At 59.6% G+C, this 26,339-nt stretch carries 21 protein-coding genes and 1 tRNA gene; 19 read left to right on the top strand and 3 right to left on the bottom strand.

The features are described from left to right. The first annotated feature begins 1 nt into the window (after position 1). The 12 genes from hisF to pyk all read left to right on the top strand — a co-directional run bounded on the left by hisF (position 2) and on the right by pyk (position 14,987). Positions 2-754 (top strand): imidazole glycerol phosphate synthase subunit HisF, encoded by a 753-nt coding sequence (hisF, locus tag ESZ53_RS02865; protein ID WP_129071453.1) that lies wholly within the window; start codon positions 2-4, stop codon positions 752-754. Continuing rightward, positions 751-1,128 carry a phosphoribosyl-AMP cyclohydrolase gene (gene hisI / locus ESZ53_RS02860; protein ID WP_197132137.1) on the top strand — a complete coding sequence of 126 codons (378 nt, stop codon included), beginning with the start codon at positions 751-753 and terminating at the stop codon, positions 1,126-1,128. The genes hisF and hisI overlap by 4 nt, the downstream gene beginning before the upstream one ends. Then, the gene (locus ESZ53_RS02855) at positions 1,121-2,647 is read left to right on the top strand and encodes an anthranilate synthase component I (protein ID WP_129071452.1); all 1,527 of its coding nucleotides are present in this window, start codon (positions 1,121-1,123) and stop codon (positions 2,645-2,647) included. The genes hisI and ESZ53_RS02855 overlap by 8 nt, the downstream gene beginning before the upstream one ends. Continuing rightward, positions 2,644-3,213: a Trp biosynthesis-associated membrane protein gene (locus ESZ53_RS02850; RefSeq protein ID WP_129071451.1), complete on the top strand. Its 570-nt coding sequence runs from the start codon at positions 2,644-2,646 to the stop codon at positions 3,211-3,213. The genes ESZ53_RS02855 and ESZ53_RS02850 overlap by 4 nt, the downstream gene beginning before the upstream one ends. A 60-nt stretch (positions 3,214-3,273) precedes the next feature. Continuing rightward, entirely contained in the window at positions 3,274-3,504 is a 231-nt protein-coding gene (locus tag ESZ53_RS02845; protein WP_129071450.1) for a DUF6704 family protein, read from the top strand. Position 3,505: 1 nt separating this feature from the next. After that, positions 3,506-4,276, top strand: coding sequence for an indole-3-glycerol phosphate synthase TrpC (gene trpC, locus ESZ53_RS02840; RefSeq protein WP_129071449.1), 771 nt, complete (start codon positions 3,506-3,508; stop codon positions 4,274-4,276). Beyond that, a complete protein-coding gene (gene trpB / locus ESZ53_RS02835) occupies positions 4,276-5,493 on the top strand; it encodes a tryptophan synthase subunit beta (RefSeq protein WP_129071448.1) in 1,218 nt (405 codons plus the stop codon). The genes trpC and trpB overlap by 1 nt, the downstream gene beginning before the upstream one ends. Then, positions 5,493-6,278: a tryptophan synthase subunit alpha gene (gene trpA, locus ESZ53_RS02830; RefSeq protein ID WP_210403860.1), complete on the top strand. Its 786-nt coding sequence runs from the start codon at positions 5,493-5,495 to the stop codon at positions 6,276-6,278. The genes trpB and trpA overlap by 1 nt, the downstream gene beginning before the upstream one ends. Before the next feature lie 33 nt (positions 6,279-6,311). Further along, positions 6,312-7,361, top strand: a complete 1,050-nt coding sequence (gene lgt, locus ESZ53_RS02825) for a prolipoprotein diacylglyceryl transferase (protein ID WP_210403859.1) — start codon at positions 6,312-6,314, stop codon at positions 7,359-7,361. A gap of 107 nt (positions 7,362-7,468) precedes the next feature. Further along, on the top strand, positions 7,469-12,043 hold the full coding sequence (gltB, locus tag ESZ53_RS02820) for a glutamate synthase large subunit (protein WP_129071446.1): 4,575 nt from the start codon (positions 7,469-7,471) through the stop codon (positions 12,041-12,043). After that, entirely contained in the window at positions 12,036-13,493 is a 1,458-nt protein-coding gene (locus ESZ53_RS02815; protein ID WP_129071445.1) for a glutamate synthase subunit beta, read from the top strand. The genes gltB and ESZ53_RS02815 overlap by 8 nt, the downstream gene beginning before the upstream one ends. Before the next feature lie 48 nt (positions 13,494-13,541). Beyond that, positions 13,542-14,987, top strand: a complete 1,446-nt coding sequence (gene pyk, locus ESZ53_RS02810) for a pyruvate kinase (RefSeq protein WP_129071444.1) — start codon at positions 13,542-13,544, stop codon at positions 14,985-14,987. A 114-nt stretch (positions 14,988-15,101) separates the two neighbouring features. On the opposite strand, the gene ESZ53_RS02805 is transcribed toward pyk, so the two are convergent. Beyond that, a tRNA-Leu gene (locus ESZ53_RS02805) sits at positions 15,102-15,184 on the bottom strand. A gap of 39 nt (positions 15,185-15,223) precedes the next feature. Here ESZ53_RS02805 and ESZ53_RS02800 point away from each other — a divergent pair. Continuing rightward, positions 15,224-15,829, top strand: coding sequence for an ANTAR domain-containing response regulator (locus ESZ53_RS02800; protein WP_129071443.1), 606 nt, complete (start codon positions 15,224-15,226; stop codon positions 15,827-15,829). Positions 15,830-15,912: 83 nt separating this feature from the next. Here the strand turns inward: ESZ53_RS02800 and ESZ53_RS02795 are convergent, their stop codons facing one another. Beyond that, positions 15,913-16,344: a hotdog fold thioesterase gene (locus ESZ53_RS02795; RefSeq protein WP_246837363.1), complete on the bottom strand. Its 432-nt coding sequence runs from the start codon at positions 16,342-16,344 to the stop codon at positions 15,913-15,915. An 87-nt stretch (positions 16,345-16,431) separates the two neighbouring features. Here ESZ53_RS02795 and polA point away from each other — a divergent pair, with 87 nt between their 5' ends. The 4 genes from polA (at position 16,432) to rpsA (ending at position 22,855) form a co-directional block, all read left to right on the top strand. Next, positions 16,432-19,080: a DNA polymerase I gene (gene polA / locus ESZ53_RS02790; protein ID WP_246837362.1), complete on the top strand. Its 2,649-nt coding sequence runs from the start codon at positions 16,432-16,434 to the stop codon at positions 19,078-19,080. 59 nt (positions 19,081-19,139) lie between these two features. Further along, the gene (locus ESZ53_RS02785) at positions 19,140-19,427 is read left to right on the top strand and encodes an HPr family phosphocarrier protein (RefSeq protein ID WP_129071441.1); all 288 of its coding nucleotides are present in this window, start codon (positions 19,140-19,142) and stop codon (positions 19,425-19,427) included. Between the two features lie 15 nt (positions 19,428-19,442). After that, positions 19,443-21,155 carry a DUF885 domain-containing protein gene (locus tag ESZ53_RS02780; protein ID WP_129071440.1) on the top strand — a complete coding sequence of 571 codons (1,713 nt, stop codon included), beginning with the start codon at positions 19,443-19,445 and terminating at the stop codon, positions 21,153-21,155. 233 nt (positions 21,156-21,388) lie between these two features. After that, complete coding sequence (rpsA, locus tag ESZ53_RS02775) at positions 21,389-22,855, top strand: 30S ribosomal protein S1 (protein WP_100389304.1); 1,467 nt, start codon at positions 21,389-21,391, stop codon at positions 22,853-22,855. 98 nt (positions 22,856-22,953) lie between these two features. On the opposite strand, the gene ESZ53_RS02770 is transcribed toward rpsA, so the two are convergent. Beyond that, positions 22,954-23,544 carry a DUF4126 domain-containing protein gene (locus tag ESZ53_RS02770; RefSeq protein WP_129071439.1) on the bottom strand — a complete coding sequence of 197 codons (591 nt, stop codon included), beginning with the start codon at positions 23,542-23,544 and terminating at the stop codon, positions 22,954-22,956. Between the two features lie 39 nt (positions 23,545-23,583). Here ESZ53_RS02770 and coaE point away from each other — a divergent pair, with 39 nt between their 5' ends. Together coaE and uvrB are read left to right on the top strand one after the other, a co-directional pair. Further along, complete coding sequence (gene coaE, locus ESZ53_RS02765; RefSeq protein ID WP_129071438.1) at positions 23,584-24,201, top strand: dephospho-CoA kinase; 618 nt, start codon at positions 23,584-23,586, stop codon at positions 24,199-24,201. Between the two features lie 60 nt (positions 24,202-24,261). Next, positions 24,262-26,334 (top strand): excinuclease ABC subunit UvrB, encoded by a 2,073-nt coding sequence (uvrB, locus tag ESZ53_RS02760; RefSeq protein ID WP_129071437.1) that lies wholly within the window; start codon positions 24,262-24,264, stop codon positions 26,332-26,334. Positions 26,335-26,339: the final 5 nt, after the last annotated feature.

Here is a 26,339-nt window from a genome sequence, read left to right as displayed (position 1 = left end):
CGTGACGGTCGCTGTGCGGGTTATTCCGTGTCTCGATGTCGCCGACGGTCGCGTCGTCAAGGGCGTGAACTTCAAAGATCTGCGTGATGCTGGAGACCCGGTATCCCTAGCGCGTCTGTACTACGAGCAGGGTGCCGACGAGGTTACCTTTCTCGATGTAACGGCAACGGTTGAGGGACGCGCCACCATGTACGAGGTGGTGCGTTCGGCCGCCGAGCAAATCTTCATTCCCCTGACGGTTGGTGGTGGAGTTCGCCAGCCCGACGACGTCTCAAAGCTTCTTGCTCACGGCGCCGACAAAGTGGGCGTCAACAGCGCTGCCCTTGCGCGCCCGGAGCTCATCGACGATATTGCGCACCGCTTCGGCGCTCAGGTTCTCGTGCTCAGCCTCGACATCAAGCGGCGCGGAGACGGTTGGATCGTCACCACCCACGGCGGCCGCACCGAGACTGACCGCGACGCTCTCGAATGGGCCCGTGAAGCCATGGAGCGTGGCGCAGGGGAGCTGCTCGTCAACTCGATCGATGCTGACGGCACGAAGGAAGGGTTCGACCTCGAACTCGTCTCCGCGATTAGTGAATTCGCCACAGTCCCGGTAATCGCCAGCGGTGGTGCCGGAAAGGTCGAACACTTCGCTCCGGCAATTGATGCGGGTGCGGATGCGGTCCTTGCCGCATCCGTTTTCCACAGCCGTCAGCTGACGGTTGGCGATGTCAAAGCTTCACTGAAAAGTCATGGATTGGTGACACGATGAGCGATGAAATCACTCTCGAGACCGTGAACGATGTGCTGGAACGCGCTCAGTTCGCGCCCGATGGCTTGCTGCCGGCGATTATCCAGCAGTGGGACACCAAAGAGGTGCTCATGTTGGGTTACATGAACGCGGAAGCGCTCACGCGCACCCTTACCGAGGGGCGAGTCACCTTCTACAGCCGCAGCCGCCAAGAACTCTGGCGCAAGGGCGACACCAGCGGGCACCGCCAGTACGTGCGCACGGCGGCACTGGACTGCGACCGCGATGCGCTGCTCGTGGGCGTTGAGCAGGTGGGCCCCGCATGCCACACCGGCGCTCATTCCTGTTTCGAAGTTGATCCGCTCGTTCCCCGCCAAGGATTCTCTGATGAATAGCACCACTACTCGCGAAGAGTTCGATCAGCTCGTTGCTGCCGGACACCGCGTCGTGCCGGTCATCCGTCAGCTCTTCGCTGATGGTGAGACTCCGGTTGGCGTTTACCGCAAGCTAGCGAAAGCAAATCCGGGCACCTTTTTGCTCGAGTCGGCCGGTCAGGGCGGCATTTGGGCTCGCTTCTCCTTCGTCGGTGTTGCAAGCTTCGGCGTGCTCACGCAACACGACCACGGTGTCGAGTGGATTGACTACGGGATGCCGCGCGAGCGGATTCTGGGCGACGACTGTCCGACTGCTCCCCTCGATGCGCTCGCTCATCTCAACGAGCGTTGGAAGACGCCTCGCGTTGAGGGCCACCCTCCGCTCACCGGCGGCCTCGTCGGTTTCATCGGTTGGGAAGCGGTCCGCGAACTGGAGAACCTTCCCGATGCCCCACCCGCTGATTTTGAGGTTCCGAGCCAAGCGCTCAGCTTCGTCTCCGACCTCGTGGTGCTCGATCATCGTTTCGGCACCGTCCTACTCATCTCGACGGCGCTCAACGACGGACACCAAACCCCGGATGAGATGTGGCACGAGACGCAATCGCGACTCGACTCCCTCCAAACCGGTCTCGCTCAGCCGACGGAAGCCTTCCTTGCCGATGTAGACATCGAAATCGAACCGCAGCCGTCACCTCGCACTACTCCCGCGGAATACGAGACCGCCATCGAGAAATCGAAAGAGTTCATTCGCGACGGCGATGTATTCCAGGTAGTCATATCTCAGCGCTTTGACCACGAAGTTTCGGCGTCACCGCTTGACGTGTATCGCGTATTGCGCACCTTGAACCCCTCGCCATACATGTATCTGTTGTCGCTCGTCGACCTCGATGGGCGACCGTACTCGATCGTGGGAGCGAGCCCCGAGGCGCTCGTCAAAGTAAGCCAGAAGCGCGTGCACATGCACCCCATCGCTGGTTCGCGTCCCCGCGGCAGCGACACCGAGCATGACCTTGAACTCGCCGAAGAACTGCTCGCCGACACGAAAGAGCGCGCCGAGCACCTGATGCTTGTCGACCTCGCCCGTAACGACCTCCTGAAGGTCTGCACGCCGGGCACTGTCGCCGTCACTGAGTTCATGCAGGTCGAACGCTTTAGCCACATCATGCACCTTGTGTCGTCTGTCGAGGGCGACCTGCGCGCGGACGCAACCGCGGTAGATGTCTTCCGCGCGACATTCCCTGCTGGCACGCTATCGGGCGCACCTAAGCCCCGCGCGCTTGAAATTATCGATGAGCTCGAACCGGCCCAACGCGGTGTTTATGGCGGAGTTGTGGGGTACTTCGACTTCGCTGGCGACGCCGACCTCGCGATCGCTATCCGTACGGTCACGATTGTCGACGGTGTGGCTCGTGTGCAGGCTGGCGCCGGTCTTGTCGCGGATTCAGATCCGGCCGCAGAGCACCAAGAAGCGCAGAACAAGGCTGCAGCGCCGTTGCGCGCTGTCGCGGTTGCCAACGCAATGACTCAGTTGAGTTCATGAGCGGCAAGCGGTCTCGCTCAGTAGTCCTCGCCGGGCTTGTGGTTCTCGCGGCTCTCGTGATGCTCACCTGGACCCAGCGGTGGTTCACCATTACGCTCCCGGATGACGTCGCGGTCGAGGTGCTCGGCAGCGACGCGGCCGGTGCGCTTGCTGCCCTCGCGCTCTCCGTCTTTGCTCTCGTTGCAGCCCTCAGTATCGCTTCCGTGCTTGTGCGCCGGATTCTTGGTGCCGTGGCGGCAGCCGTTGGTGTGGCCATTGTGGTCGTGAGTCAGTCCACCCTCGCCGACCCGGCCCTCTCCTCATCCGAATTGGTAACCCAGTCCACGGGCATCAGCGGTATCGATTCTGTTCGCGCACTGATTGTCATGGTCGAAGGCAGCATGTGGTCATACACCGCTCTCATCGCGGGGGCACTGATCATCGTCGTGGGGTTGCTTGCAACGATCTCAGCTCACCGGTGGCCCACGGCCACGAAGAAGTACGAACGAGCAACCGCCGTTGTCGCGGATGACCCCGCGTCGCAGTGGGATGCGCAAAGTCGTGGAATCGACCCGACAGAGCGCTGATTGGCAACGCCAGGCGGCTTACTCCCGCTACAATTTAAGATCAGCAAAGGATGGAGCCTGATGAGTACTGATAATGACCCCGGCCACGGAAACTCCCCGGCGGCATGGACCGCTGTAGTGATCATGTTGGTCGCCTTCTCCATCGGAACACTCGCATTCTGGTTCAACGTCGCGTGGCTTGTCTTCGCGTCGGCCGGTCTCGTAGTCGTGGGGTTGATCGTCGGCCAGGTGCTCAAGCGTCTCGGCTATGGCGTGGGTGGCGACAAGCTCACCCCCACGACCCACAGCTAGAGTGCTCTCCGATTTAGTTGACGGCGCTCGTGAAGACGCCGCCGTCCGTCGTGAGTCTGTCAGTCTCGCCGTCGTAGAGCGCGCCGCAGCTGATGCTGCTCCCGCTCTTGATGCTCTTGAGGCGCTGTCTCCTCGTGAGCGCGTCCACATCATCGCTGAGATCAAGCGCTCGAGTCCCTCACGCGGGGCTCTCGCCGAGATCAGCGATCCTGCGTCGCTCGCCATTTCGTATCAAACCGGGGGAGCGAGCGCGATCAGCGTTCTCACTGAACAGCGTCGCTTTGGCGGTTCGCTTGAGGATCTGGTTACGGTGAAGTCGGTCGTACGGTTGCCCGTATTGCGCAAGGACTTCATTGCAGAGCCATATCAAGTGTTCGAGGCTCGGGCGGCAGGAGCCGACTTGGTCCTCCTGATCGTCGCGGCTCTCGACCAGCAGACGTTGGCTACGCTGTACAACCTCATCGTGCAACTCGGCATGACGCCGCTGGTTGAAACACACTCAGCCGAAGAAGTTTCGCGAGCTCTCGATGTAGGAGCCGGCCTTGTCGGCGTCAATGCTCGCAACCTGAGCACCTTCGAACTTGACCAAAATCTGTTCGGCGAGCTTGCCGACCAGATTCCCAGCGGAGTGATCCGCATCGCAGAGTCGGCGGTGAAAACTGCCGCAGATGTTGCGCATTATCGTAACGCGGGCGCTGATGTTGTCCTCGTGGGAGAAGCGCTCGTCACTGGCGACCCGATCGCGACTTTGCAAGACTTTTTGGACTGCTAATGCTGAAAGATGAACTGGGCCCCTACTTCGGCGAGTTCGGCGGGCGATTCGTTCCAGAATCGCTCATCGCTGCACTCGATGAATTGGATGCCGCCTATAACGAAGCCAAGAACGACCCTGAGTTTGCAGCGGAGCTTGCTGAACTCCACGCGAGCTACACCGGGCGTCCTTCGATCATTACTGAGGTACCGCGCTTTGCGGAGCACGCCGGCGGTGCCCGCATAATTCTCAAGCGCGAAGACCTCAACCACACGGGATCGCACAAGATCAACAACGTATTGGGGCAAGCGCTCCTTGCCCGTCGTTTGGGCAAGACGCGCCTGATCGCTGAGACCGGTGCCGGTCAGCACGGTGTCGCCACGGCGACGGCTGCGGCACTCTTCGGGATGTCGTGTGTCGTATACATGGGCGAGGTCGACACTGAGCGTCAGGCCCTGAACGTTGCGCGTATGCGCCTTCTGGGGGCCGAAGTTGTTCCCGTCACCGCCGGCTCTCGCACGCTGAAAGATGCGATCAACGAGGGCCTGCGCGATTGGGTCGCCAACGTTGACGACACTCACTACCTCATGGGCACCGTTGCCGGTCCCCACCCGTTCCCGGTCATGGTTCGCGATTTTCACCGCGTCATTGGCGATGAGGCACGTAAGCAAGTTCTCGCGCTCACTGGTTCACTGCCCACGGCCGTCGTTGCCTGTGTGGGCGGCGGCAGCAACGCCATGGGTATTTTCCATGCGTTCCTCGACGATGCTGATGTTGCGCTTTATGGGTATGAGGCCGCTGGCGAGGGGCATTTGACTGAGCGCCACGCCGCTACGCTCACGCGCGGTCGCCCCGGCGTTTTGCACGGTGCACGCAGCTACATGTTGCAGGACGATGAAGGCCAGACGGTTGAATCGCATTCGATCTCGGCTGGCTTAGATTATCCCGGCGTCGGCCCCGAACACTCGTGGCTCAAAGACATCGGGCGTGCCAACTATGAACCGATCACGGATGCTGAAGCGATGGATGCGCTGCGTCTGTTGAGCCGCACCGAGGGAATCATTCCCGCCATCGAGTCTGCGCACGCATTGGCGGGAGCAATTAAACTCGGCAAGGAACTCGGCCCGGAGTCGGTCATCCTCGTGAACCTCAGCGGCCGCGGCGATAAGGACATGGAAACGGCAGCGGAATATTTCGAGCTGCTCGACTCGTCCGAAGCCGCACAGGCGGGGGAGTAATTGTGAGCGCAGTAGAAGCGGCCATTGCCCGCGCCAACGCGGAACGCGGCGGCGCGCTCATCGGGTACCTGCCTGTCGGTTTTCCTACGGTAGCTGAGAGCATCGAAGCAGCCGTAGCAATGGCTGAGAATGGTGTCGACGTTATTGAACTCGGCCTGCCGTACTCAGATCCCGTTATGGATGGACCTGCCATCCAGAAGGCAACGCAGACCGCGCTATCGAATGGCTTCCGTCTTCAGGACGGCTTTGACGCGGTTCGCGAAATTACGTCGCGCGTGGCGGCACCGGTTGTTCTCATGAGCTACTGGAACCCGATCATGCAGTACGGAGTTGATCGCTTTGCCGATGAGCTCAAGGCCGCCGGCGGTGCCGGAATTATCACGCCCGACCTCGTCAGCGACGAAGCCGCTGATTGGATCGCTGCATCCGAGCGCACTGGTCTCGACCGTGTGTTCCTCGCGGCCCCATCGTCAAGCGATGCTCGACTCGCTCGCGCGGTCGAAATGAGCAGCGGATTTGTGTACGCCGTATCGACGATGGGCATTACGGGCGCACGCTCCGACGTGGATGCTGCGGCGAAGACCTTGGTGGCACGTTTGCGCGACGCCGGTTCCACCAGCGCCTGTGTCGGCCTGGGCATCTCGACCGCCGAACAGGTGCGCGAGGTCTTGACGTATGCCGACGGCGCGATCGTCGGGTCAGTGTTTGTTAGTGCGTTGTCGACCGGTGGGGTGGAAGCTGTCGCAAAGACTGCAGCATCACTTGCGACCGGTACTCTTGCTTAGTCGCAGTCCAGAAAGGTGACCTCCTTGTCATTAGTGCCCCTCAGTATCCCGAGCCCACCTGACTCGTGGTCGACACTTGTTACGATCCCGTTTGATCAGTGGTTCAGTGCTATCGGGCTCGACTTCGGTCAAGCAGTCCAGATCCACACGTACGCCATCTGCATTCTGCTTGGCATCATCGCCGCGACGATGCTCACGGAACGCCGGTTGGCGCGTCACGGTGCCGAGCCGGGGATTGTCATCGACATCATCATTTGGGCGGTGCCGCTCGGTCTCGTGGGCGCACGTCTTTACCACGTAGTTACTCACCCCGGTGACTACTTCTACGAGGGTGCAGACCCTTGGGAAGTCATTCGTATCTGGAACGGCGGCAACGCCATCTTCGGTTCGCTCATTGGCGGTGCGGTCGGCGCGTACATTGGTGCTCGCATGACGGGCATCCGATTCTGGAGTTTTGCGGATGCTCTGGCTCCCGCCATGCTTCTGGCACAGGCCATCGGTCGCCTCGGCAACTACTTCAACCAAGAGCTCTTTGGCCAGCCGACAGCGCTGCCGTGGGGTCTACAGATCGATGCCGGCAATTCAGCCATCCCCGTCGGCCTTCCGGTCGACACGCTGTTCCACCCGACGTTCCTCTACGAAATGATCTGGAACGTCGTGGGCATCGTATTCTTGCTCACTATGGAGCGCCAGTACGGCTTCGTCAAGAAGCACGTTCTTGGTCTTACGGTCCCAGTCTTTGCGCCGACTGGTCCGGTCCGCTTGCAGTGGGGCAAGGTCTGGGCCCTCTACATGATCTGGTACGGCATAGGCCGCGTCTGGTTCGAGTCGATTCGCATTGACCCCAGTGAAGTGATTCTTGGGTTGCGCGTGAACGTTTGGGGCGCACTGCTGACGGTTGCTCTCGGTATCGTTCTCTTCATCATCCAGTCGCGTCGTCATGTGGGTGTCGAGAAGACGGCCTACGTCGATGGTCACACGTGGTCTGCCGATGGTGTTGTAAACTCCGAAGATCGTTATTCCGAGCATGACATTGTCGTCAACGCTGTCGAGGAGTCCGCTCCCGTCATTGCTTCGAAATAGTCCGCCACAAGCGGTCGCACCCCCTCAGGCCTGAATCAGGCGCTGAAAATTATCTCTGGGCCATAGAAGTCCCTCTCCGCACCAGTAATACGTGAGGACGGTACGGCATGGCTGTTACCCCACCCTTTGAACGCTTTGGTTCTATCCCCGCAGCACAGGGGATGTATGACCCAACCAACGAGAAAGATGCCTGTGGGCTCGCCATGGTGGCGACGCTTCGCGGCACTCCCGGGCACGATATTATCGCCACCGCCCTCGAGGCGCTGCGTAATCTCGAGCACCGTGGAGCCGTAGGCTCTGACGCTGGTACCGGTGACGGTGCGGGCATCATGCTTCAGATTCCGGATGCGTTCTTTCGCGCCGTCGTCGAGTTCGAGCTGCCCACTGAGGGCCGTTACGCCGCGGGTATTGCATTCTTGCCCCTCGACAGCGCGGCTCGCGCCGAGGTCAAAGAGGGCATCGAGAAGCTCGCTGAAGAAGAAGATCTCACCGTACTTGGCTGGCGCGACGTTCCGATCCAGCCGGGAGAGCTTGGCTCGCTGGCTCGCGGCGCCATGCCGGCATTCGAGCAGCTTTTCCTCCAGTCGAAGCGCGTCGACCTCAAGGGCACGCTTCGTGGCATTCACCTCGATCGCCAGACTTATCGTCTGCGCAAGCGCGCCGAGCGCGAACTTCACGTGTACTTCCCCTCGTTGTCGTGCCGCACGATTACCTATAAGGGAATGGTCACGACGCTTCAGCTTGAGCCGTTCTACCCTGACCTTTCTGACGAGCGTTTTGCGTCCAAGCTTGCGCTTGTGCACTCGCGGTACTCCACAAATACCTTCCCGTCCTGGCCGCTTGCGCAGCCTTTCCGCATGGTGGCTCACAACGGTGAAATCAACACCGTGCAGGGCAACCGCAACTGGATGCGCGCCCGCCAGTCTCAGCTCGAGTCCGCAGTCTTCGGTGACATCAAGGACATTCTTCCGGTCAACACTCCGGGTGCCAGCGACTCGGCTTCGTTCGATGAGGTTGTCGAGCTTCTCAGCTTGGCTGGCCGTTCGTTGCCGCACACCATGATGATGATGGTTCCTGAGGCCTACGAGAACCAGACCGACACCGACCCGCGTCGTCGCGCATTCTATGAGTATCACTCGATGCTCATGGAGCCTTGGGATGGCCCGGCGGCCCTCGTCTTCACGGATGGTTCTCTTGTTGGTGCCACCTTGGACCGCAACGGACTTCGCCCAGGTCGCTACTTGGTGACGGATGATGGTCTCGTTGTTCTCGCGAGCGAGATCGGCGTCTTCGACGTCGAGCCGACGAAGGTTGTTCGTAAGGGCCGTTTGCGCCCCGGCAAAATGTTCCTTGTCGACACCGCCGCTGGTCGTCTGATCGAAGACGACGAGATCAAGGCAGAACTCGCTGCGTCGCAGCCGTGGGCCGAGTGGCTCGAGAGCGGTCGAATCGCTTTGGAAGAGCTTCCTGAGCGTGAGCACATCGTGCACACCCCCGCGTCGGTCACTCGTCGTCAGCGCACGTTCGGTTACACCGAGGAAGAAGTGCGCATCCTCATCGAGCCCATGTCGCGACTGGGCGCCGAGCCGTTGGGCGCCATGGGATCGGATACTCCGATTGCTGTGCTCTCACAGCGGCCGCGGCTGCTCTTCGACTACTTCACGCAGCAGTTCGCGCAAGTGACGAATCCGCCGCTCGACTCGATTCGAGAAGCCGTCGTTACATCGATGGCGCTGGGCATTGGTCCGCAGCGCAACCTGCTGAACGCCACGCCGGAGCACGCCAAGCAAGTCGCGCTGCCATTCCCCGTAATCGACAACGACGAACTCGCCAAGATTCAACACATCGAACCGCACCCGGGAAGTCGCCTTTCGACGACGATCAAGGGGCTGTACCGCGTTGATGCTGGCCCGTCGGCGATGGAATCCCGTCTGGCTGAGATGTGCGCCGAAGCGGACGCTGCGATCGCCGCTGGTGCCGAGTTCATTGTTCTCTCGGACCGTGACTCGAACAAGGACCTCGCTCCGATTCCGTCATTGCTCATGCTCGCGACCGTGCACCACCACCTCATCCGCCAGCAGGAGCGTATGAAGGTCGGAATGATCGTCGAGGCTGGTGACGTGCGTGAGGTTCACCACGTCGCGCTTCTCGTCGGCTACGGCGCTTCCGCGATAAACCCGTACCTCGCAATGGAGTCTGCGGAAGAACTCGTCCGCAACGGCACCATTACGGGACTCACGCCTGAAAAGGCCGTTCGCAACCTCATCACGGCGCTCGGTAAGGGCGTGTTGAAGATCATGTCCAAGATGGGCATCTCCGTAGTGAGCTCCTATGCTGGCGCCCAGGCTTTTGAAGCTGTCGGTCTTTCGCAGGCCTTCGTCGACCAGTACTTCACTGGCACTAAGAGCATCCTCGGTGGTATCGGGCTCGATGTCATTGCTCGCGAAAATGCTGAGCGTCACATTGCTGCGTACCCCGAGGATCGTGCGCCGACGGTCCACGAGCGCCTCAACACGGGCGGCGAGTACCAGTGGCGTCGTGAAGGACCACCGCATCTCTTCAACCCTGAGACTGTATTCAAGCTGCAGCACGCTACGCGTAACCGCCGCTATGACATCTTCCGGGAGTACACCTCGAAGGTAGATGAGCAGGCGGAGAACCTGATGACTCTGCGCGGCCTCTTTAAGTTCAAGAAGGATGAGCGAACGCCCATCGCGATTGACGAGGTTGAGCCAGTGTCCAGCATCGTCAAGCGTTTCAGCACCGGTGCGATGAGTTACGGCTCGATCAGCAAGGAAGCTCACGAGACGCTGGCTATTGCGATGAACCAGCTCGGCGCGCGGTCCAACACGGGTGAGGGCGGTGAAGATGTCGACCGCCTTCTCGACCCGACACGTCGCAGTGCCATCAAGCAGGTGGCCTCAGGCCGTTTCGGCGTCACGAGCATGTATTTGACGCACGCTGACGACATCCAAATCAAGATGGCTCAGGGCGCAAAGCCGGGCGAAGGCGGGCAGCTGCCCGCAGGCAAGGTTTACCCCTGGATCGCTCGAACGCGCCATGGCACTCCCGGCGTCGGTCTAATTTCGCCGCCACCCCACCACGACATTTACTCGATTGAAGACCTCAAACAGCTGATCTTCGACCTCAAGCGCTCGAATCCCTCGGCGCGTGTTCACGTGAAGCTCGTGAGCCAGAAGGGCATTGGCGCGGTCGCTGCCGGTGTCACGAAGGCCAAGGCGGACGTCGTGCTCGTCTCCGGCCACGATGGCGGTACCGGTGCGAGTCCGTTGAACTCGCTCAAGCATGCGGGCACCCCGTGGGAAATCGGCTTGGCTGAGACCCAGCAGACACTCATGCTCAACGGCATGCGCGACCGCGTCGTGGTTCAGGTAGACGGTCAGATGAAGACTGGTCGCGATGTCATCATCGGCGCCCTGCTTGGCGCTGAAGAGTATGGCTTCGCTACGGCTCCTCTTGTCGTCTCGGGGTGCATTCTGATGCGCGTCTGTCACCTCGACACGTGCCCCGTTGGTGTCGCTACTCAGAATCCTGAGTTGCGGGAACGCTTCACCGGTAAGCCCGAATTCGTGGTCAACTTCTTCGAGTTCTTGGCTCAGGAAGTTCGCGAGTACCTTGCTGAGCTGGGTTTCCGCACGCTAGAAGAAGCAATCGGGCGAAGCGAGCTTCTCGATGTCAACCGTGCGGTTTCGCATTGGAAGACAGACGGCCTCGATTTGTCGCCGGTGTTCGACGGTCCTGAGTTCAGCGACTCGGAACCCCGCACCCATGCGGTTGAGCAGGATCACGAACTCGCCGAGCACTTCGACCAGCAGCTCATTCAATTGAGTCAAGCGGCCTTAGAAAATAAAGAGTCTGTTGAAATCGATCTGCACGTTCGTAACACTGACCGTGCCGTCGGAACAATGCTTGGTCACGAAGTAACGCGCCGTCATGGCGAACACGGGTTGCCCACAGACACGATCTCAATCACGCTGCACGGTTCGGCAGGACAGTCGTTGGCCGCGTTCGTTCCCGCGGGGATATCGATCAAGCTCTACGGCGACAGCAATGACTATGTCGGTAAGGGACTGTCGGGCGGATCGGTTGTCGTGCGTCCTGACCTCACCAGCGTCTTCGCTGCGGAGAAGAACGTGATCGCCGGAAACGTGATCGGCTACGGCGCGACCAGCGGAAGCATCTTCATCCGCGGCAAGGTCGGTGAGCGTTTCATGGTGCGAAACTCGGGTGCTACCGCAGTAGCTGAAGGAGTGGGTGACCACGCGCTCGAATACATGACAGGTGGCCTGGTCCTGATTCTGGGCGCCACCGGGCGCAACCTCGGAGCTGGAATGTCGGGCGGAACCGCCTACATTCACCAGCTCCGCGAAGAGCGCGTCAATGGTGACTCCCTGAGTTCGGGGGAGTTGATATTGAGCGGCCTTGGTGGCGCGGATATCGAAATCGTCAAGGATCTCCTCGAACGTCATCTCGAAGAGACCGGGTCAGTAGTTGCCGAAGGCATGCTGGCCGATATGGATGCCACGGCAGCCCAGTTCACGAAGGTTACGCCTCGTGATTACGCGGCCGTCATCCAGACTCGAGAGACTGCATTAGCTGAGGGACTCGACCCCGACGGGGACGTTACCTGGGCACGAATTAGGGAGGTTACCGGTGGCTGATCCCAAAGGTTTCCTGAAGGTCCAAGAGCGCGAGCTTCCGAAGCGGCGCCCCGTCAGTCTTCGACTGATGGATTATAAAGAGGTTTATGAGCAGCAAGAGTCGGGCCAGTTGGCTCGGCAAGCTGGCCGCTGTATGGACTGTGGAGTTCCGTTCTGTCATCAGGGATGCCCCCTCGGCAACCTAATCCCGGAGTGGAACGACTTGATGCGCCGCGGCGAAAGCGCCGAAGCGATCGAGCGCCTCCACGCGACTAACAACTTTCCGGAGTTCACGGGGCGTTTATGCCCGGCGCCCTGTGAAAGCTCCTGCGTACTGGGAATCAACCAGCCGGCGGTCACGATCAAGCAAATTGAAGTGTCGATCATTGATCAGGCCTTTGCCGATGGCAACGTCACGCCCCATCCTCCCGGACGATTGACCGGTAAGACTGTCGCCGTGGTCGGTTCCGGTCCCGCGGGCCTCGCTGCCGCTCAACAGCTCACTCGCGCCGGCCACACGGTTGCTGTCTTCGAACGTGAAGACCGCATCGGCGGACTGCTGCGCTACGGCATCCCAGACTTCAAAATGGAAAAGCGCCACATCGAGTCGCGCCTCGCCCAAATGCAGGCTGAGGGCACACGTTTCCGCGCCGGCGTCACTATCGGTGTCGATATCTCATGGAATGACCTTCGGTCACGCTATGACGCTGTCGTCGTCGCCACGGGAGCTACCGCACCCCGCGACTTGCCGATTCCCGGTCGCGATGCGCTCGGCGTTCACTTCGCCATGGAGTACCTTGTGCAATCCAACCGCGCTGTCGCAGGCGACTCTGTCAGCGAGCAGGTCACGGCTGAGGGCAAGCATGTCGTTGTTCTCGGTGGTGGAGATACCGGTGCTGACTGCATCGGTACCGCTCACCGTCAGGGCGCACTGTCGGTTACCAACCTCGCCATCGGCGTTCAGCCGCCGAGCGAACGGCCTGAGCACCAGCCCTGGCCACTCACTCCCACGCTGTTCGAGGTCTCCAGCGCTCACGAAGAGGGCGGCGAGCGTCAGTACCTAGCCTCAACTGTCGAGTTCCTGACCAACTCGGTCGGCGAAGTGCGGGCTATCCGCGTCGCGGAGACTGAGTTTGTTGATGGTCGTCGTGTTCCCAAGGCAGGTTCCGAGCGCGAGATCCCCGCCGATCTCGTTCTTCTCGCACTTGGGTTCACTGGTCCAGAAACGGACACCCTCGATAAGCAGCTTCCGCTCGAGGCAGATGCTCGCGGCAACCTCACGCGCGACGAAAACTACGAAAGCGGCACCCCCGGCGTGTACGTCGTCGGAGACGCCGGTCGTGGCCAGTCGCTCATTGTCTGGGCAATCGCAGAAGGTAGGGCTGCGGCATCCGCGGTTGATCGCTACCTTGAGGGGGAGACGCAATTGCCGTTCCCCGTTCGCCCGGACGATCGCGGCATGACGCTTTAATATTTCCACCACCACCACTACCACCACCACAACCCGTCAAAGGAAGATATGAGACGCGCTAAAATCGTCGCGACGCTCGGCCCGGCTACGTCGAGCTACGAGAACATCAGGGCAATCATCGATGCAGGTGTCGATGTTGCTCGTATGAACCTCAGCCATGGAAGCTACGCCGTCCACGAAGAGGTGTACGCGAACGTGCGTCGCGCCGCTCAGGATGCCGGCAAGCCGGTAGCGGTGATGGTCGACCTGCAAGGTCCCAAGATTCGCCTCGGTAAGTTCGAAGATGGTCCGTATGACCTCGCGGTTGGCGACATCTTCAAAATCACGATCGAAGACATCGTAGGGAACCGCGAGATTTGCGGCACCACCTTCAAGGGATTGCCGCAAGACGTTGCTGCCGGCGACTTCTTGCTCATCGATGATGGCAAGGTTAAAGTCAAGGTCGTTTCCGCGACTGACACCGTCGTCACGACCGAAGTTGTGGTCGCTGGCGCCGTGTCGAATAACAAGGGAATCAACCTTCCCGGGGTCGCCGTCAACGTTCCCGCTCTTTCTGAAAAGGATGAAGACGATCTCCGTTGGGGCCTGAAACTTGGCGCCGATCTGATCGCCCTCTCGTTCGTTCGTAACGCCGAGGACATCGTTCGCGTCCACGAAATTATGGATGAAGAGGGTCGTCGCGTTCCTGTTATCGCGAAGATCGAGAAGCCCCAGGCTGTCGATCACCTCGAAGCGATCATCGATGCGTTCGACGCGATCATGGTTGCTCGTGGTGACCTCGGCGTGGAACTTCCCCTTGAGGCTGTGCCGATCGTGCAGAAGCGCACTGTCGAGCTCGCTCGTCGCATGGCGAAGCCAGTGATCGTCGCGACTCAGATGCTTGAGTCCATGATTTCAAGCCCCGTGCCGACCCGCGCCGAGACCTCTGACGTCGCCAACGCCATTCTCGATGGTGCTGACGCTGTCATGCTCAGCGGAGAGACCAGCGTAGGGGAGTACCCCGTCATCACCGTGCAGACCATGGCGAAGATCGTGGAGTCGACCGAAGAGCACGGACTCGACCGCATTGCTGAACTCGGCACTAAGCCGAAGACACAGGGCGGGGCGATTACTCTCGCCGCTGCAGAGGTCGCTGCGTTCGTTGAAGCGAAGTTTGTGTGTGTCTTCACCGAGACAGGTGACTCTGCTCGTCGCATGTCCCGTTTGCGCTTCCGCATTCCAATGAAAGCGTTCACGCCTAGCCCAGAGATTCAACGTCGCATGTCGCTGATTTGGGGTATCGAGTCCTTCATCGTTGACCGAGTCACTCACACTGATGAAATGTATCGCCAGGTCGACGAAATGCTTCTCGGCGAGAAGCTCGCCGAAGTAGGCGACAAGGTCGTAGTGATTTCAGGATCCCCTCCCGGAATCTCAGGCTCCACCAACGACTTGCGCGTTCACGTTATCGGCGACGCCGTCAACGCAAAGGCACCAGCTTGGGCCACAAAGTAGCGCCAGCAGGCTACTAACGGCCAAACAGCGGCACGAACTTTCGAGTTCGTGCCGCTGTAGTCGTTAACGAAAAAACCGGGAGCAGATCCGCTCCCGGTTTCCCGTCTGTCGTTGTGCCGAATGTGGGACTCGAACCCACACGTCCTTTCGAACAAAGCATTTTGAGTGCTCCGCGTCTACCATTCCGCCAATTCGGCTGACTACAACGCTGAATAGAATACCGTAGGCTGGGATGTGTGACTGACCAAAACACCAATCAAACTGCTCCTCGCCGCGTTGTCGTAGCCGAAGATGAGTCGCTCATCCGTATGGATATTGTCGAAATCCTGCGGGATGCCGGCTACGAGGTGGTCGGAGAAGCGGGTGATGGCGAAACCGCTGTTGCTCTCGCCACAGAGCTGCGCCCCGATCTGGTCATCATGGATGTCAAGATGCCTCAGTTGGATGGAATCTCCGCTGCTGAGCGCCTGAGCGCCAACCACATCGCCCCCGTAGTGCTTCTCACTGCATTCAGCCAGAAGGAGCTTGTAGAGCGAGCGTCTGAGGCCGGGGCCCTGGCCTATGTCGTCAAGCCCTTCACGCCGAACGACTTGCTGCCGGCGATCGAGATTGCCCTCAGCCGTTATGCCCAGATCATTACGCTGGAGGCCGAGGTCAGCGACCTCGTGGAGCGCTTCGAGACGCGCAAGCTCGTCGACCGCGCAAAGGGACTTCTCAACGAGAAGATGGGGCTCAGCGAACCCGACGCTTTCCGTTGGATTCAAAAGGCCTCAATGGATCGTCGCCTGACGATGCATGACGTCTCGCAGGCGATCATCGACCAACTGAGCGCGAAGAAGTAGATACACCACCACAAACCCGGTCCGCCTCGTCTCTACGAGGTGAACCGGGTTGTCGTGTTTAACGGGGTGCGACACGCCCGCCACTACGTCGTGGGGCGATCTTTCAGGATGTTTGTAATCCGGATCGTCGAGAGCCGACGCTCCTGCTCGTCACGCACCACGATCTCGTGAGTGGCCAGAGTGCGGCCGAGAGCGAGAGCGGTGCAGGTCGCCGTCACGATCCCGGAGCGCACTGAGCGGCTGTGGGTCGCGTTGATCTCGATGCCCATCGCGATACGACCGGGGCCAGCATGAATCGCCGAGGAAATGGAGCCCAGGGACTCTCCAAGTACGACGTGGGCTCCGCCATGGAGGATTCCAATGACTTGCGTGTTCCCGTCGACGGGCATCGTCGCTACGGAACGCTCTGCTCCTAGTTCGAGAAATTCGATGCCCATTTTGCGGGTGAGTGATCCGCCGCCAGACTCGACGAGGCGAGCGATGAGTTCGGGATCTAGGTTCTCGGGGTACTTCACAGAGGGTGTCCTTCGTGTTGGGTCGTTTCCGCTGTCGGCAGCCCCGGCTAGGCTGGCTGCGTGTCGGATTCCCAAAAGCCTACTCTTATGATCATTGACGGCCACTCGTTGGCCTTCCGAGCCTTTTATGCGCTCCCTGTCGACAGTTTTCAGAATCGCGATGGGCAGCACACCAATGCCATTCACGGTTTCTTGTCGATGCTGATTTCTCTTCTTCAGAACGAGAAACCCACGCATTTAGCGGTCGCATTCGATATCTCGCGGTACTCCTTTCGTACTCGGGAGTATCCGGAGTACAAGGGCACTCGTGGCGAGACGCCCGTTGAGTTTGTCGGTCAAATTCCGCTTCTCGAAGAAGCGCTCAAGGCTATGGGCATCCAGACCCTGAGTAAAGAAGACTTCGAAGCCGATGACATTCTTGCCACGCTGGCGAACGAAGGCTCCGAGAACGGCTATCGCGTACTCGTCGTCTCGGGCGATCGCGATGCCATTCAGATGGTGAACGACAATGTCACGCTTCTGTATCCCAACGCGCGAGGCGTTTCTGAGCTCAAGCGCTACGACCGCGATGCTGTCTTCGAACGGTACGGCGTCGAACCTGCCCAGTATCCGGATGTCGCGGCTCTCGTCGGTGAGACCAGTGACAATCTCATCGGTATCGACAAGGTCGGCGAAAAGACTGCCGTCAAGTGGATCAATCTGTACGGATCTCTCGATGAGGTGTTGGCCAACGCCGAGCAGATCAAGGGCGTAGTGGGTCAGAACCTGCGCGACCAAATGGATCGCGCGGTACGTAATCGCAAGCTCAATCACTTGCTCACCACGGTCGAACTGCCGGTGAAGGTTGATGACCTTGATCGCCGCCCCATCGATGAGGCTGCCGTGCGCGAAGTGTTCGATCGTTTGCAGTTCAAGACCCTGTTGCAGCGGGTCATGAAGATTTCTGGTGCCGAACGCGGCGACGACTCGACTGTGGCCACTGCATCCGAGGCCGCTGACAATGCGGCGGCTATTCCCGCCGTGCGCACGATGGTTGACGAAGAGTTGGCTAAGTGGATTGCCACGAATAGTAAAGACAACACCGCGCCACTCGGGCTCACCGTCACGAGCGTCGACGGAGTTGTCACCGGGCTTGGCCTCGCGACAGCCGTTGAAACCGCCTTCGTTCCTTGGGCTGCCGATCGCCCCGATTACGACGCGCTCACCAGCTGGCTCGCGAGCGACGCCCCCAAGGTCATGCACTCGGCCAAGGCTCAGATTAAAATTGCGGCGAACTCCGGTCTCGAAATCGCGGGTGTCGCCTTTGACACGATGCTGGCGGCGTGGGTTCTCAAGCCAAGCGGTAAGCCGGAAGAGCTCGAAGCGCAGGTCTACAGCTACCTCGGCGAAACCATTGAGCAGGGCGATCCGAACCAACTGGTCCCGGAGACTGAAGAGCTGAGCCCAGCGACAAAGTCCTGGTACGTCGTGCGACTCGCGGAGTACCTCGCCGGGCGGCTCGATGAGGGATCACTTGCGGTCCTTACCGACATCGAAATGCCTTTGGTGCCCGTCTTCGCTCAGATGGAACGCACAGGCATCGCCGTCAACCGCCAGCTGCTCTCAGACCTCAGTTCATCGCTCAGCACGACTGCGGCTGACGTAGCGCGCAATGCATTCGAGGTTATCGGCCGGGAGATCAATCTAGGCAGCCCGAAGCAACTTCAAGAAGTGCTATTCACACAGCTTGAAATGCCGAAGACCCGTGCTAATAAAACAGGCTTCTCGACGGATGCCGCGAGCCTCGCCGACCTCCAAGAGCAAGCACCCCACCCTTTCCTCGACCTTTTACTCCAGCATCGCGACGCCACGAAGCTCGTGCAGATCATCACTGGCATTGAGAAGGCGATTGATGATTCCGGTCGTGTCCACACGACGTACGAGCAGGCCGGATCGAGTACGGGGCGCATTGCCTCGAACGATCCAAACCTTCAGAACGTTCCGGTGAAAACGGCGACCGGCCGTCAGATTCGTGCCGCGTTTGAGGCAGGCGAAGGGTTCGACACCCTCCTCACCGCGGACTACTCGCAAATTGAGATGCGCATCATGGCGCACCTTTCGGGCGACGAAGGACTGATCGAAGCCTTCAATGACGGTGAAGACCTTCACCGTTTCGTCGGCTCGCGCATTTTCGGCGTGGAGCCGGCCGACGTCACCGCGGAAATGCGCACCAAGGTCAAGGCGATGTCTTACGGCCTTGCGTACGGCTTGAGCGCTTTCGGGCTCAGCAAGCAGCTTCGCATCGAGACGAGCGAAGCAAAGGCGCTGATGACGGACTACTTTGCACGCTTCGGTGCCGTGCGCGACTATCTGCGCAATGTTGTCGAGCAGGCTCGAGTCGACGGGTACACCACGACAATTTTCGGTCGTCGGCGCCCGTTCGGAGATCTCAACTCAAAGAACCGTGTCCTGCGCGATAATGCCGAGCGTCAAGCGTTGAACTCACCGATCCAAGGCTCGGCCGCCGACATCCTTAAACGGGCAATGCTGCAGATCGACGCCGATATTCGCGAAGAAGGCCTCAAGTCGCGCATGCTCCTGCAAGTCCACGATGAACTGGTGTTTGAAATTGCTGGGGGAGAGCTCGAGCGCATGACTACACTCGTTCATGAGCGAATGTCAGGGGCGGCGTCTCTGTCGGTCCCGCTCGATGTGCAGATCGGCACCGGACACAACTGGGACGCTGCTGCGCATTAGGTACCACTCAGCGTTCACCACAGAGAAGTAATGCGCGAGCGCCCCACAAAGGAGTACATGTGACCAGCAAGACAGTAACTATCGGTTCGAAAGTGGGGCTGCACGCTCGTCCCGCGTCAGTTTTCGCGCAGGCCGTCGCTGAGTGTGGCGTTGCGGTCATGCTGACGGATGCTGAAGGCAAGACGGTAAACGCTGCCAGCATCCTCAGCGTACTTTCGATGGGGATTGGGTACGGAGATCGCGTTACCCTCAGCTCCGACGACGAGAACGCCCCTCAAGCGCTGGCATCTCTTGCTCAACTTCTCGCAAGCGAACTAGACGACGAAAAGCCCACAGCGGCACTTTGAAGGAGCCCGACAACGATGTCAGACACGAACGCATCACCCGCAGTTGCAGAGCCCTCGCCTCGCGAGTCCACCCCTATCGACGCGATTGCCGAGAAATGGGTGGAGAAGCTGGTGGAGTTGAACCCCGCGATCGGGACCTATATCGGTTCACCCGGACAGCACTCGGGGTACGCCGACTACTCGCCCGGGGGGCACGCGAGGGTTGTTGCTGCCACTCGCGAAGTTCTGGCGCAACTCGAAGCCGCACCGATCGTCGATGACGTCGACGTGGTGACCAGAGCGGAAATGGTGTCGACTCTCACACTCGATCTTGAGTCCGACACCGCTGAGCTGTGGAAACGCGACCTCAACAACCTCGCTAGCCCCGCTCAAGACATTCGCGGCGTGCTTGACCTGATGCCTACCGCGACTGAAGCGGACTGGTCTGTCATCGCCGATCGCCTCCACAACATCCCTGAAGCGATCGATGGCTACATCGCCACCCTTCGTCACGGCATCGAAGGCTCAGTCGTTCCCGCGCAGCGTCAGGTCGCTGAAGTGATTGCCCAAGCTCGCCAGATCTCCACTCCTGGCGGATTCTTCGATTCCTTCATCGCCCAGTCTGAGCTGGTTGGAGGCGGTCGTAGTCTCGGCTCCGCATTGTCGGCTGGTGCGGCGGCTGCAGCCTCGAGCTACCAGAAGCTTGAGCACTTTTTGGTGGAGGAACTGGCCCCGAACGCCACGACGCAGGATGCTTTCGGTCGCGACTTGTACGCGTTGCAGTCGCAATCGTTCCTCGGTGCAAAGATCGACCTCGACGAGACCTACGAGTGGGGCATCGAAGAGCTTGCGCGCATGACTGCCGAGCAGCAAGAGATCGCTCACGAGATCAAGCCAGGCGCTTCGATTGCTGAAGCGATTGAGATCCTCGATGCTGATCCCTCCCGAACACTTCATGGAACGGAAGCGCTCCAGCAGTGGATGCAGAAGCTCAGCGATGAGGCGATCGAAGCGCTGGCCGGCACTCACTTCGACATCGCCGAGCCGATGCGCGCTCTGGAATGCATGATTGCCCCGACGCACGACGGAATCATCTACTACACGGGTCCGAGCGATGACTTTTCACGCCCCGGCCGCATGTGGTGGTCCGTTCCCGAATCAGTGACCGAGTTCACCACGTGGCGGGAGGCAACGACCGTCTACCACGAGGGCGTACCCGGTCATCATCTGCAGATCGCGCAGGCTGTCTACAACCGCGATCAGCTCAACACCTATCGACGACAGCTGGCCGGGTCTTCTGGACACGCTGAGGGCTGGGCGCTCTACGCCGAGCGACTCATGAGTGATCTAGGGTTCCTCGATGACCCTGCGAACCGTCTTGGCATGCTGGATGGCCAGCGCATGCGGGCAGCTCGGGTCGTTCTCGACATCGGTGTGCACCTCGGCAAGCCCAAGCTCACGGGTTCTGGCGTCTGGGATTGGGAATATGCCCTAGATTTCATGACCAACAATGTGACCATGGACCAAGCGAGCGTGCGCTTTGAAGTGAACCGTTACTTCGGATGGCCTGGACAGGCGCCGTCATACAAAGTTGGTCAGCGAATTTGGGAACAATTGCGCGACGAGTGTCGGGAACACGAGGGCGCCGGCTTCGATCTCAAAGAATTCCACCGTCGCGCTCTCAACGTCGGCGGAGTCGGTCTCGACACCCTCCGCACCGCCCTTTTGGCGCCATACTCCGCGTCCTAGGTCAGCGCGCGTGACTCGCGGCGGGCCACTTATGCCCGCTGCGAGCGAAGTTCACGTGAAATCCCCGAAATACCGCCGCTCAACGGTTGGTTTTGTGCGCGGCTAAGCGCTAGGCTGGAGTGTCGCAATTGCGACTTCTTATTCGCCTGCCTTCGGCGATCCATTTGATTCATTTCGTCGGCGGCCCAATTATGCGCTTCTCGAAGCGTGACCCATACCGGAGCAACTACTACATGACAAACGCAACGACCGACAAGGCACCCAAGCAGGTCGCCATCAATGACATTGGATCTGCTGAAGATTTCCTCGCCGCGGTCGAAAAGACGCTGAAGTTCTTCAACGATGGTGACCTTATCGAAGGTACCGTCGTCAAGATCGACCGTGACGAGGTTCTCCTCGACGTCGGTTACAAGACTGAGGGTGTCATTCCCTCACGTGAACTTTCCATCAAGCACGACGTTGACCCCACTGAGGTCGTCAACGTTGGTGACACCGTTGAGGCCCTCGTTCTTCAGAAGGAAGACAAAGAAGGCCGCCTCATCCTCTCCAAGAAGCGCGCACAGTACGAGCGTGCTTGGGGCGACGTCGAGAAGATCAAGGAATCGGATGGCGTTGTCACCGGTTCGGTCATCGAGGTTGTCAAGGGTGGACTCATCGTTGACATCGGACTTCGTGGATTCCTCCCGGCATCGCTCATCGAGCTGCGCCGTGTTCGTGACCTCACGCCGTACCTCGGCCAAGAGATCGAAGCCAAGATCCTCGAGCTCGACAAGAACCGCAACAACGTTGTTCTGTCGCGCCGCGCACTCCTCGAAGAGACGCAGTCGGCTAGCCGCACTTCGTTCCTCAACAACCTCGCCAAGGGCCAGGTTCGCAAGGGTGTCGTTTCGTCGATCGTCAACTTCGGTGCATTCGTTGACCTCGGCGGCGTAGACGGACTCGTCCACGTTTCTGAGCTCTCGTGGAAGCACATCGAGCACGCTTCAGAAGTTGTTGAAGTTGGCCAAGAAGTTACGGTTGAAATCCTCGAGGTTGACCTCGAGCGCGAGCGCGTGTCGCTGTCGCTCAAGGCAACGCAGGAAGACCCGTGGCAGGTATTCGCCCGTACCCACGCAATCGGACAGGTTGCTCCCGGTAAGGTCACCAAGCTCGTTCCGTTCGGTGCGTTCGTTCGCGTCGCAGACGGCATCGAGGGCCTCGTGCACATCTCCGAGCTTTCGGGTAAGCACGTTGAACTCGCCGAGCAGGTTGTGTCGGTTGGCGACGAAGTATTCGTCAAGGTCATCGACATCGACCTCGAGCGTCGCCGCATCTCGTTGAGCCTCAAGCAGGCCAACGAAGGCGTTGACCCCGAGGGTACCGAGTTCGACCCCGCTCTCTACGGAATGCTCACGGAGTACGACGACCAGGGTAACTACAAGTACCCGGATGGCTTCGACCCCGAGACCAACGAGTGGAAAGACGGCTTCGAGTCGCAGCGCGAGAAGTGGGAGCAGGATTACGCTGCTGCCCAGGGTCGCTGGGAACAGCACAAGAAGCAGGTTGCCGCCGCAGCGATTCAGGAAGAATCGATCAGCAGTGCACCCGCCGGAGCATCGTCGTTCTCGAACGACGACGCTGCATCGAGTGCAGGCGCGGGAACGCTCGCAGACGACGAGACTCTCGCCGCTCTTCGCGAGAAGCTCTCGAGCAACAACTAGTAGCACCTAGCTGAACGTTGTGGCCAGTCTCCTTCGGGAGGCTGGCCACAGTCAGTTAAAGGTCAGCGTTCGTCAGCGAGAGGTCAGCGATCGTGCCGCTACTGGCGAAGATGTTGCGCACGACGTGCGCGTCGCACTCGCACGAAGAGCAAAGCTACGAGCGCCACTAGTGCGATCGTGCCGAGCACAGGAACGATAAGCGCGAGCAGACTCAGCACAACGCTGCTCACGTCTTCCAGCGTGCTGACAACCGGCGCCGCCACCCCCGCCGTTGCAGCATTGAGGACCGGCCGTGCGGCCATCTTCGTGGCATGGGTGCCGAGTGCGAGAACGATTCCGATAGCGACCGGCACCCAGGCGTTCGATGAGAAGAATGACGCGGGGTCGGTGACCACTGCCGTTTCGGAGGCGGCGCCCGTGCCGAATGCGATGCCGCCGGCTGCGGGTCGAACTAGGGTCTGGATCCAGTCATTGATGGAATCGACCATGGGCACTTTGTCGGCAACCACTTCGATGATTAGCAGCACGATAAGGATTGCGATGACCCATGGATTCTCGAGCCACGCCCACGCTGCGGGCAACGCCACGAAGTCGAGGGTCTGACCCGCAATTCCGAGCACGAGCAGGGGGATGTAGGCGTTGAGGCCAGCCGCTACAGCGAGTCCGCTGCCGGTGAGAACTTCGAGCATCCGCAGATCCTTTCGACTCGCTGAGGTTAGCATTAGGGCATGCATTTGATCGCGCTTACGGGAGGCATCGCCTCGGGAAAATCGACGGTAGCGGCATGTTGGCACAAGCACGGTGCTGTCATCGTGGATGCGGATCTCTTGGCTCGGCAAGTCGTGGAGCCAGGCTCGCCAGCACTCGATGCCATTGCACAGCGCTTCGGCCAGAAAGTGCTGCAGGACGACGGCTCTCTTGACCGGAAAATTTTGGGCGAACAAATTTTTAGCGATGCCGCGGCGCGTGAAGCCCTGAATGCCATCACTCATCCTGCAATTGGGGCGCTCGCGCAACAGCGATTCGACGATGCCGAGGCCCACGACCCAAATGTTCTCGTTGTGTACGACATTCCTCTCCTAGTGGAATCCGGTCAGTCTCTTTCACGATTTGCAGCAGTCGTGACTGTCGAGGCCGATGATGAACATCGAGTGCAGCGGCTCATGGAACACCGCGGAATGCGTCGTGACGAGGCGGAACGTCGTGTCGCATCGCAAGCTACCGGCGAGCAGCGCCGGGCAGTGGCTGACTTCGTCATCGACTCCGGGGATGAATTAGAGGACACGGTTTCCCGTGCGGATGAAGTCTGGCGTCAGCTGAGCCACACGCTGCAGCGTTCGCGCTAAGCGTTCGCGTAACGCCCGATCTTCAGGCTCGTTGTCAGTGCTCTTGTTTACACTTGGGGGATGCAACCAACTCGATCTGTGCGTCCTTTTGAGGTAATCAGCGAGTACTCGCCGTCGGGTGATCAGCCGCAAGCAATCAAAGAGCTGGCGCAGCGAATCAACGCTGGTGAGACCGATATCGTTCTGCTGGGTGCCACGGGTACCGGTAAGTCTGCGACGACTGCATGGTTGATCGAGCAGGTGCAGCGTCCGACGCTCATCATGTCGCACAACAAGACGCTCGCGGCTCAGCTCGCTAACGAGTTCCGTGATTTGATGCCCAACAACGCTGTCGAGTACTTCGTGTCCTATTACGACTACTACCAGCCTGAGGCTTACATTCCTCAGACAGATACGTTCATCGAGAAAGACTCCTCGGTCAATGCTGAGGTTGAGCGTCTTCGTCACTCCACCACAAACTCGCTACTGAGCCGTCGCGACACCGTCGTCGTTTCCACGGTATCGAGCATCTATGGATTGGGCGCCGCGGAGTCCTACTTGGAAGCGATGATCGCGCTTCAAGTAGGTATGCGGATCGATCGTGAGACCTTGATTCGTAAGTTCGTAGGAATGCAGTATCAGCGCAACGATTATGACTTCTCGCGAGGTAATTTCCGCGTGCGCGGTGACACGATCGAGATTATTCCAGTGTACGAAGAGCTCGCGATCCGCATTGAAATGTTCGGCGATGAGATTGAAGCGCTGTACTCACTTCACCCGTTGACGGGCGAGATCGTGAAGAAAATGGACTCGGTGTCTGTTTTCCCCGGCACTCACTATTCGGCTAGCCCAGAGACAATCAAAACGGCAATCGTGTCGATTCAAGAGGAGTTAGCCGAGCGCCTCGCTGTTCTCGAACGCCAGGGAAAGCTTCTTGAAGCGCAGCGGCTTCGTATGCGCACTACCTTTGACATCGAAATGATGGAGCAGATCGGCTTCTGTAACGGCATCGAGAACTACTCGCTACACATGGACGGCCGCCAACCGGGGGAGCCGCCAAGCTGTTTGCTCGACTATTTCCCCGATGACTTCCTGGTTGTGCTCGATGAATCGCACGTCACGGTGCCGCAGATCGGCGCAATGTACGAGGGAGACGCATCTCGCAAGCGAACGCTTGTTGAGCATGGCTTCCGCCTCCCGAGCGCTCTCGACAATCGACCGCTCAAGTGGGAGGAGTTCCTCGACAGGGTCGGTCAGAAGGTATATCTTTCGGCAACGCCGGGTAAGTACGAACTCGGCATCACCGACTCCATCGTTGAGCAAGTCATTCGCCCCACCGGCCTCATCGATCCGCAGATCGTCGTGAAGCCCTCCAAGGGGCAGATCGACGACCTTCTCGAGCAGATCACTGACCGGGTTGAAAAGCACGAACGTGTCCTTGTGACGACGCTCACCAAGAAGATGGCTGAAGAGCTCACCGAATTCCTTTCGGAGAACGGCGTACGTGTGCGCTATCTGCATTCGGATGTCGATACGCTGCGGCGCGTTGAGCTGCTCACCGAACTCCGTCAAGGGGTCTACGACGTTCTCGTCGGCATCAACCTTCTTCGAGAAGGTCTCGACTTGCCCGAGGTCTCGCTGGTAGCGATCCTCGATGCCGACAAAGAAGGCTTCTTGCGTTCGTCGACGTCGCTCATCCAAACCATCGGACGCGCGGCACGTAACGTTTCAGGCGAAGTGCACATGTATGCCGACGTCGTTACCCGATCCATGGCTTTCGCGATCGAGGAAACCGATCGTCGTCGTGAGAAGCAGGTTGCGTACAACACCGAGCACGGAATCGAGCCTCAGCCACTGCGCAAAAAGATCGCAGACATCACTGATGCGCTCCTACGCGAAGGAGCAGACACTGCAGAGCTGCTCGCAACCCGAAGCCGAGATGGCAAAAAGCGTGCTCCTACGCCTCATCTCAAGCGCGAGGGAATCGCGGCGGCAGGCGGCAACGATCTTGAGCAAATCATTTCGGATCTCAACGAGCAGATGCTGCAGGCAGCATCTGAACTAAAGTTCGAGCTCGCGGCTCGATTGCGTGATGAAGTTCAAGAGTTGAAGAAGGAATTGCGACAGATGGAGCAAGCCGGCCACCTGAAATAGCTCGC

It is taken from the genome of Salinibacterium sp. UTAS2018, from assembly GCF_004118935.1.
In the GTDB taxonomy this organism is placed as follows: Bacteria; Actinomycetota; Actinomycetes; order Actinomycetales; family Microbacteriaceae; genus Rhodoglobus.
Note: the sequence above shows the minus strand (reverse complement) of the source record. Positions and strands in the feature narration are given on the sequence as shown.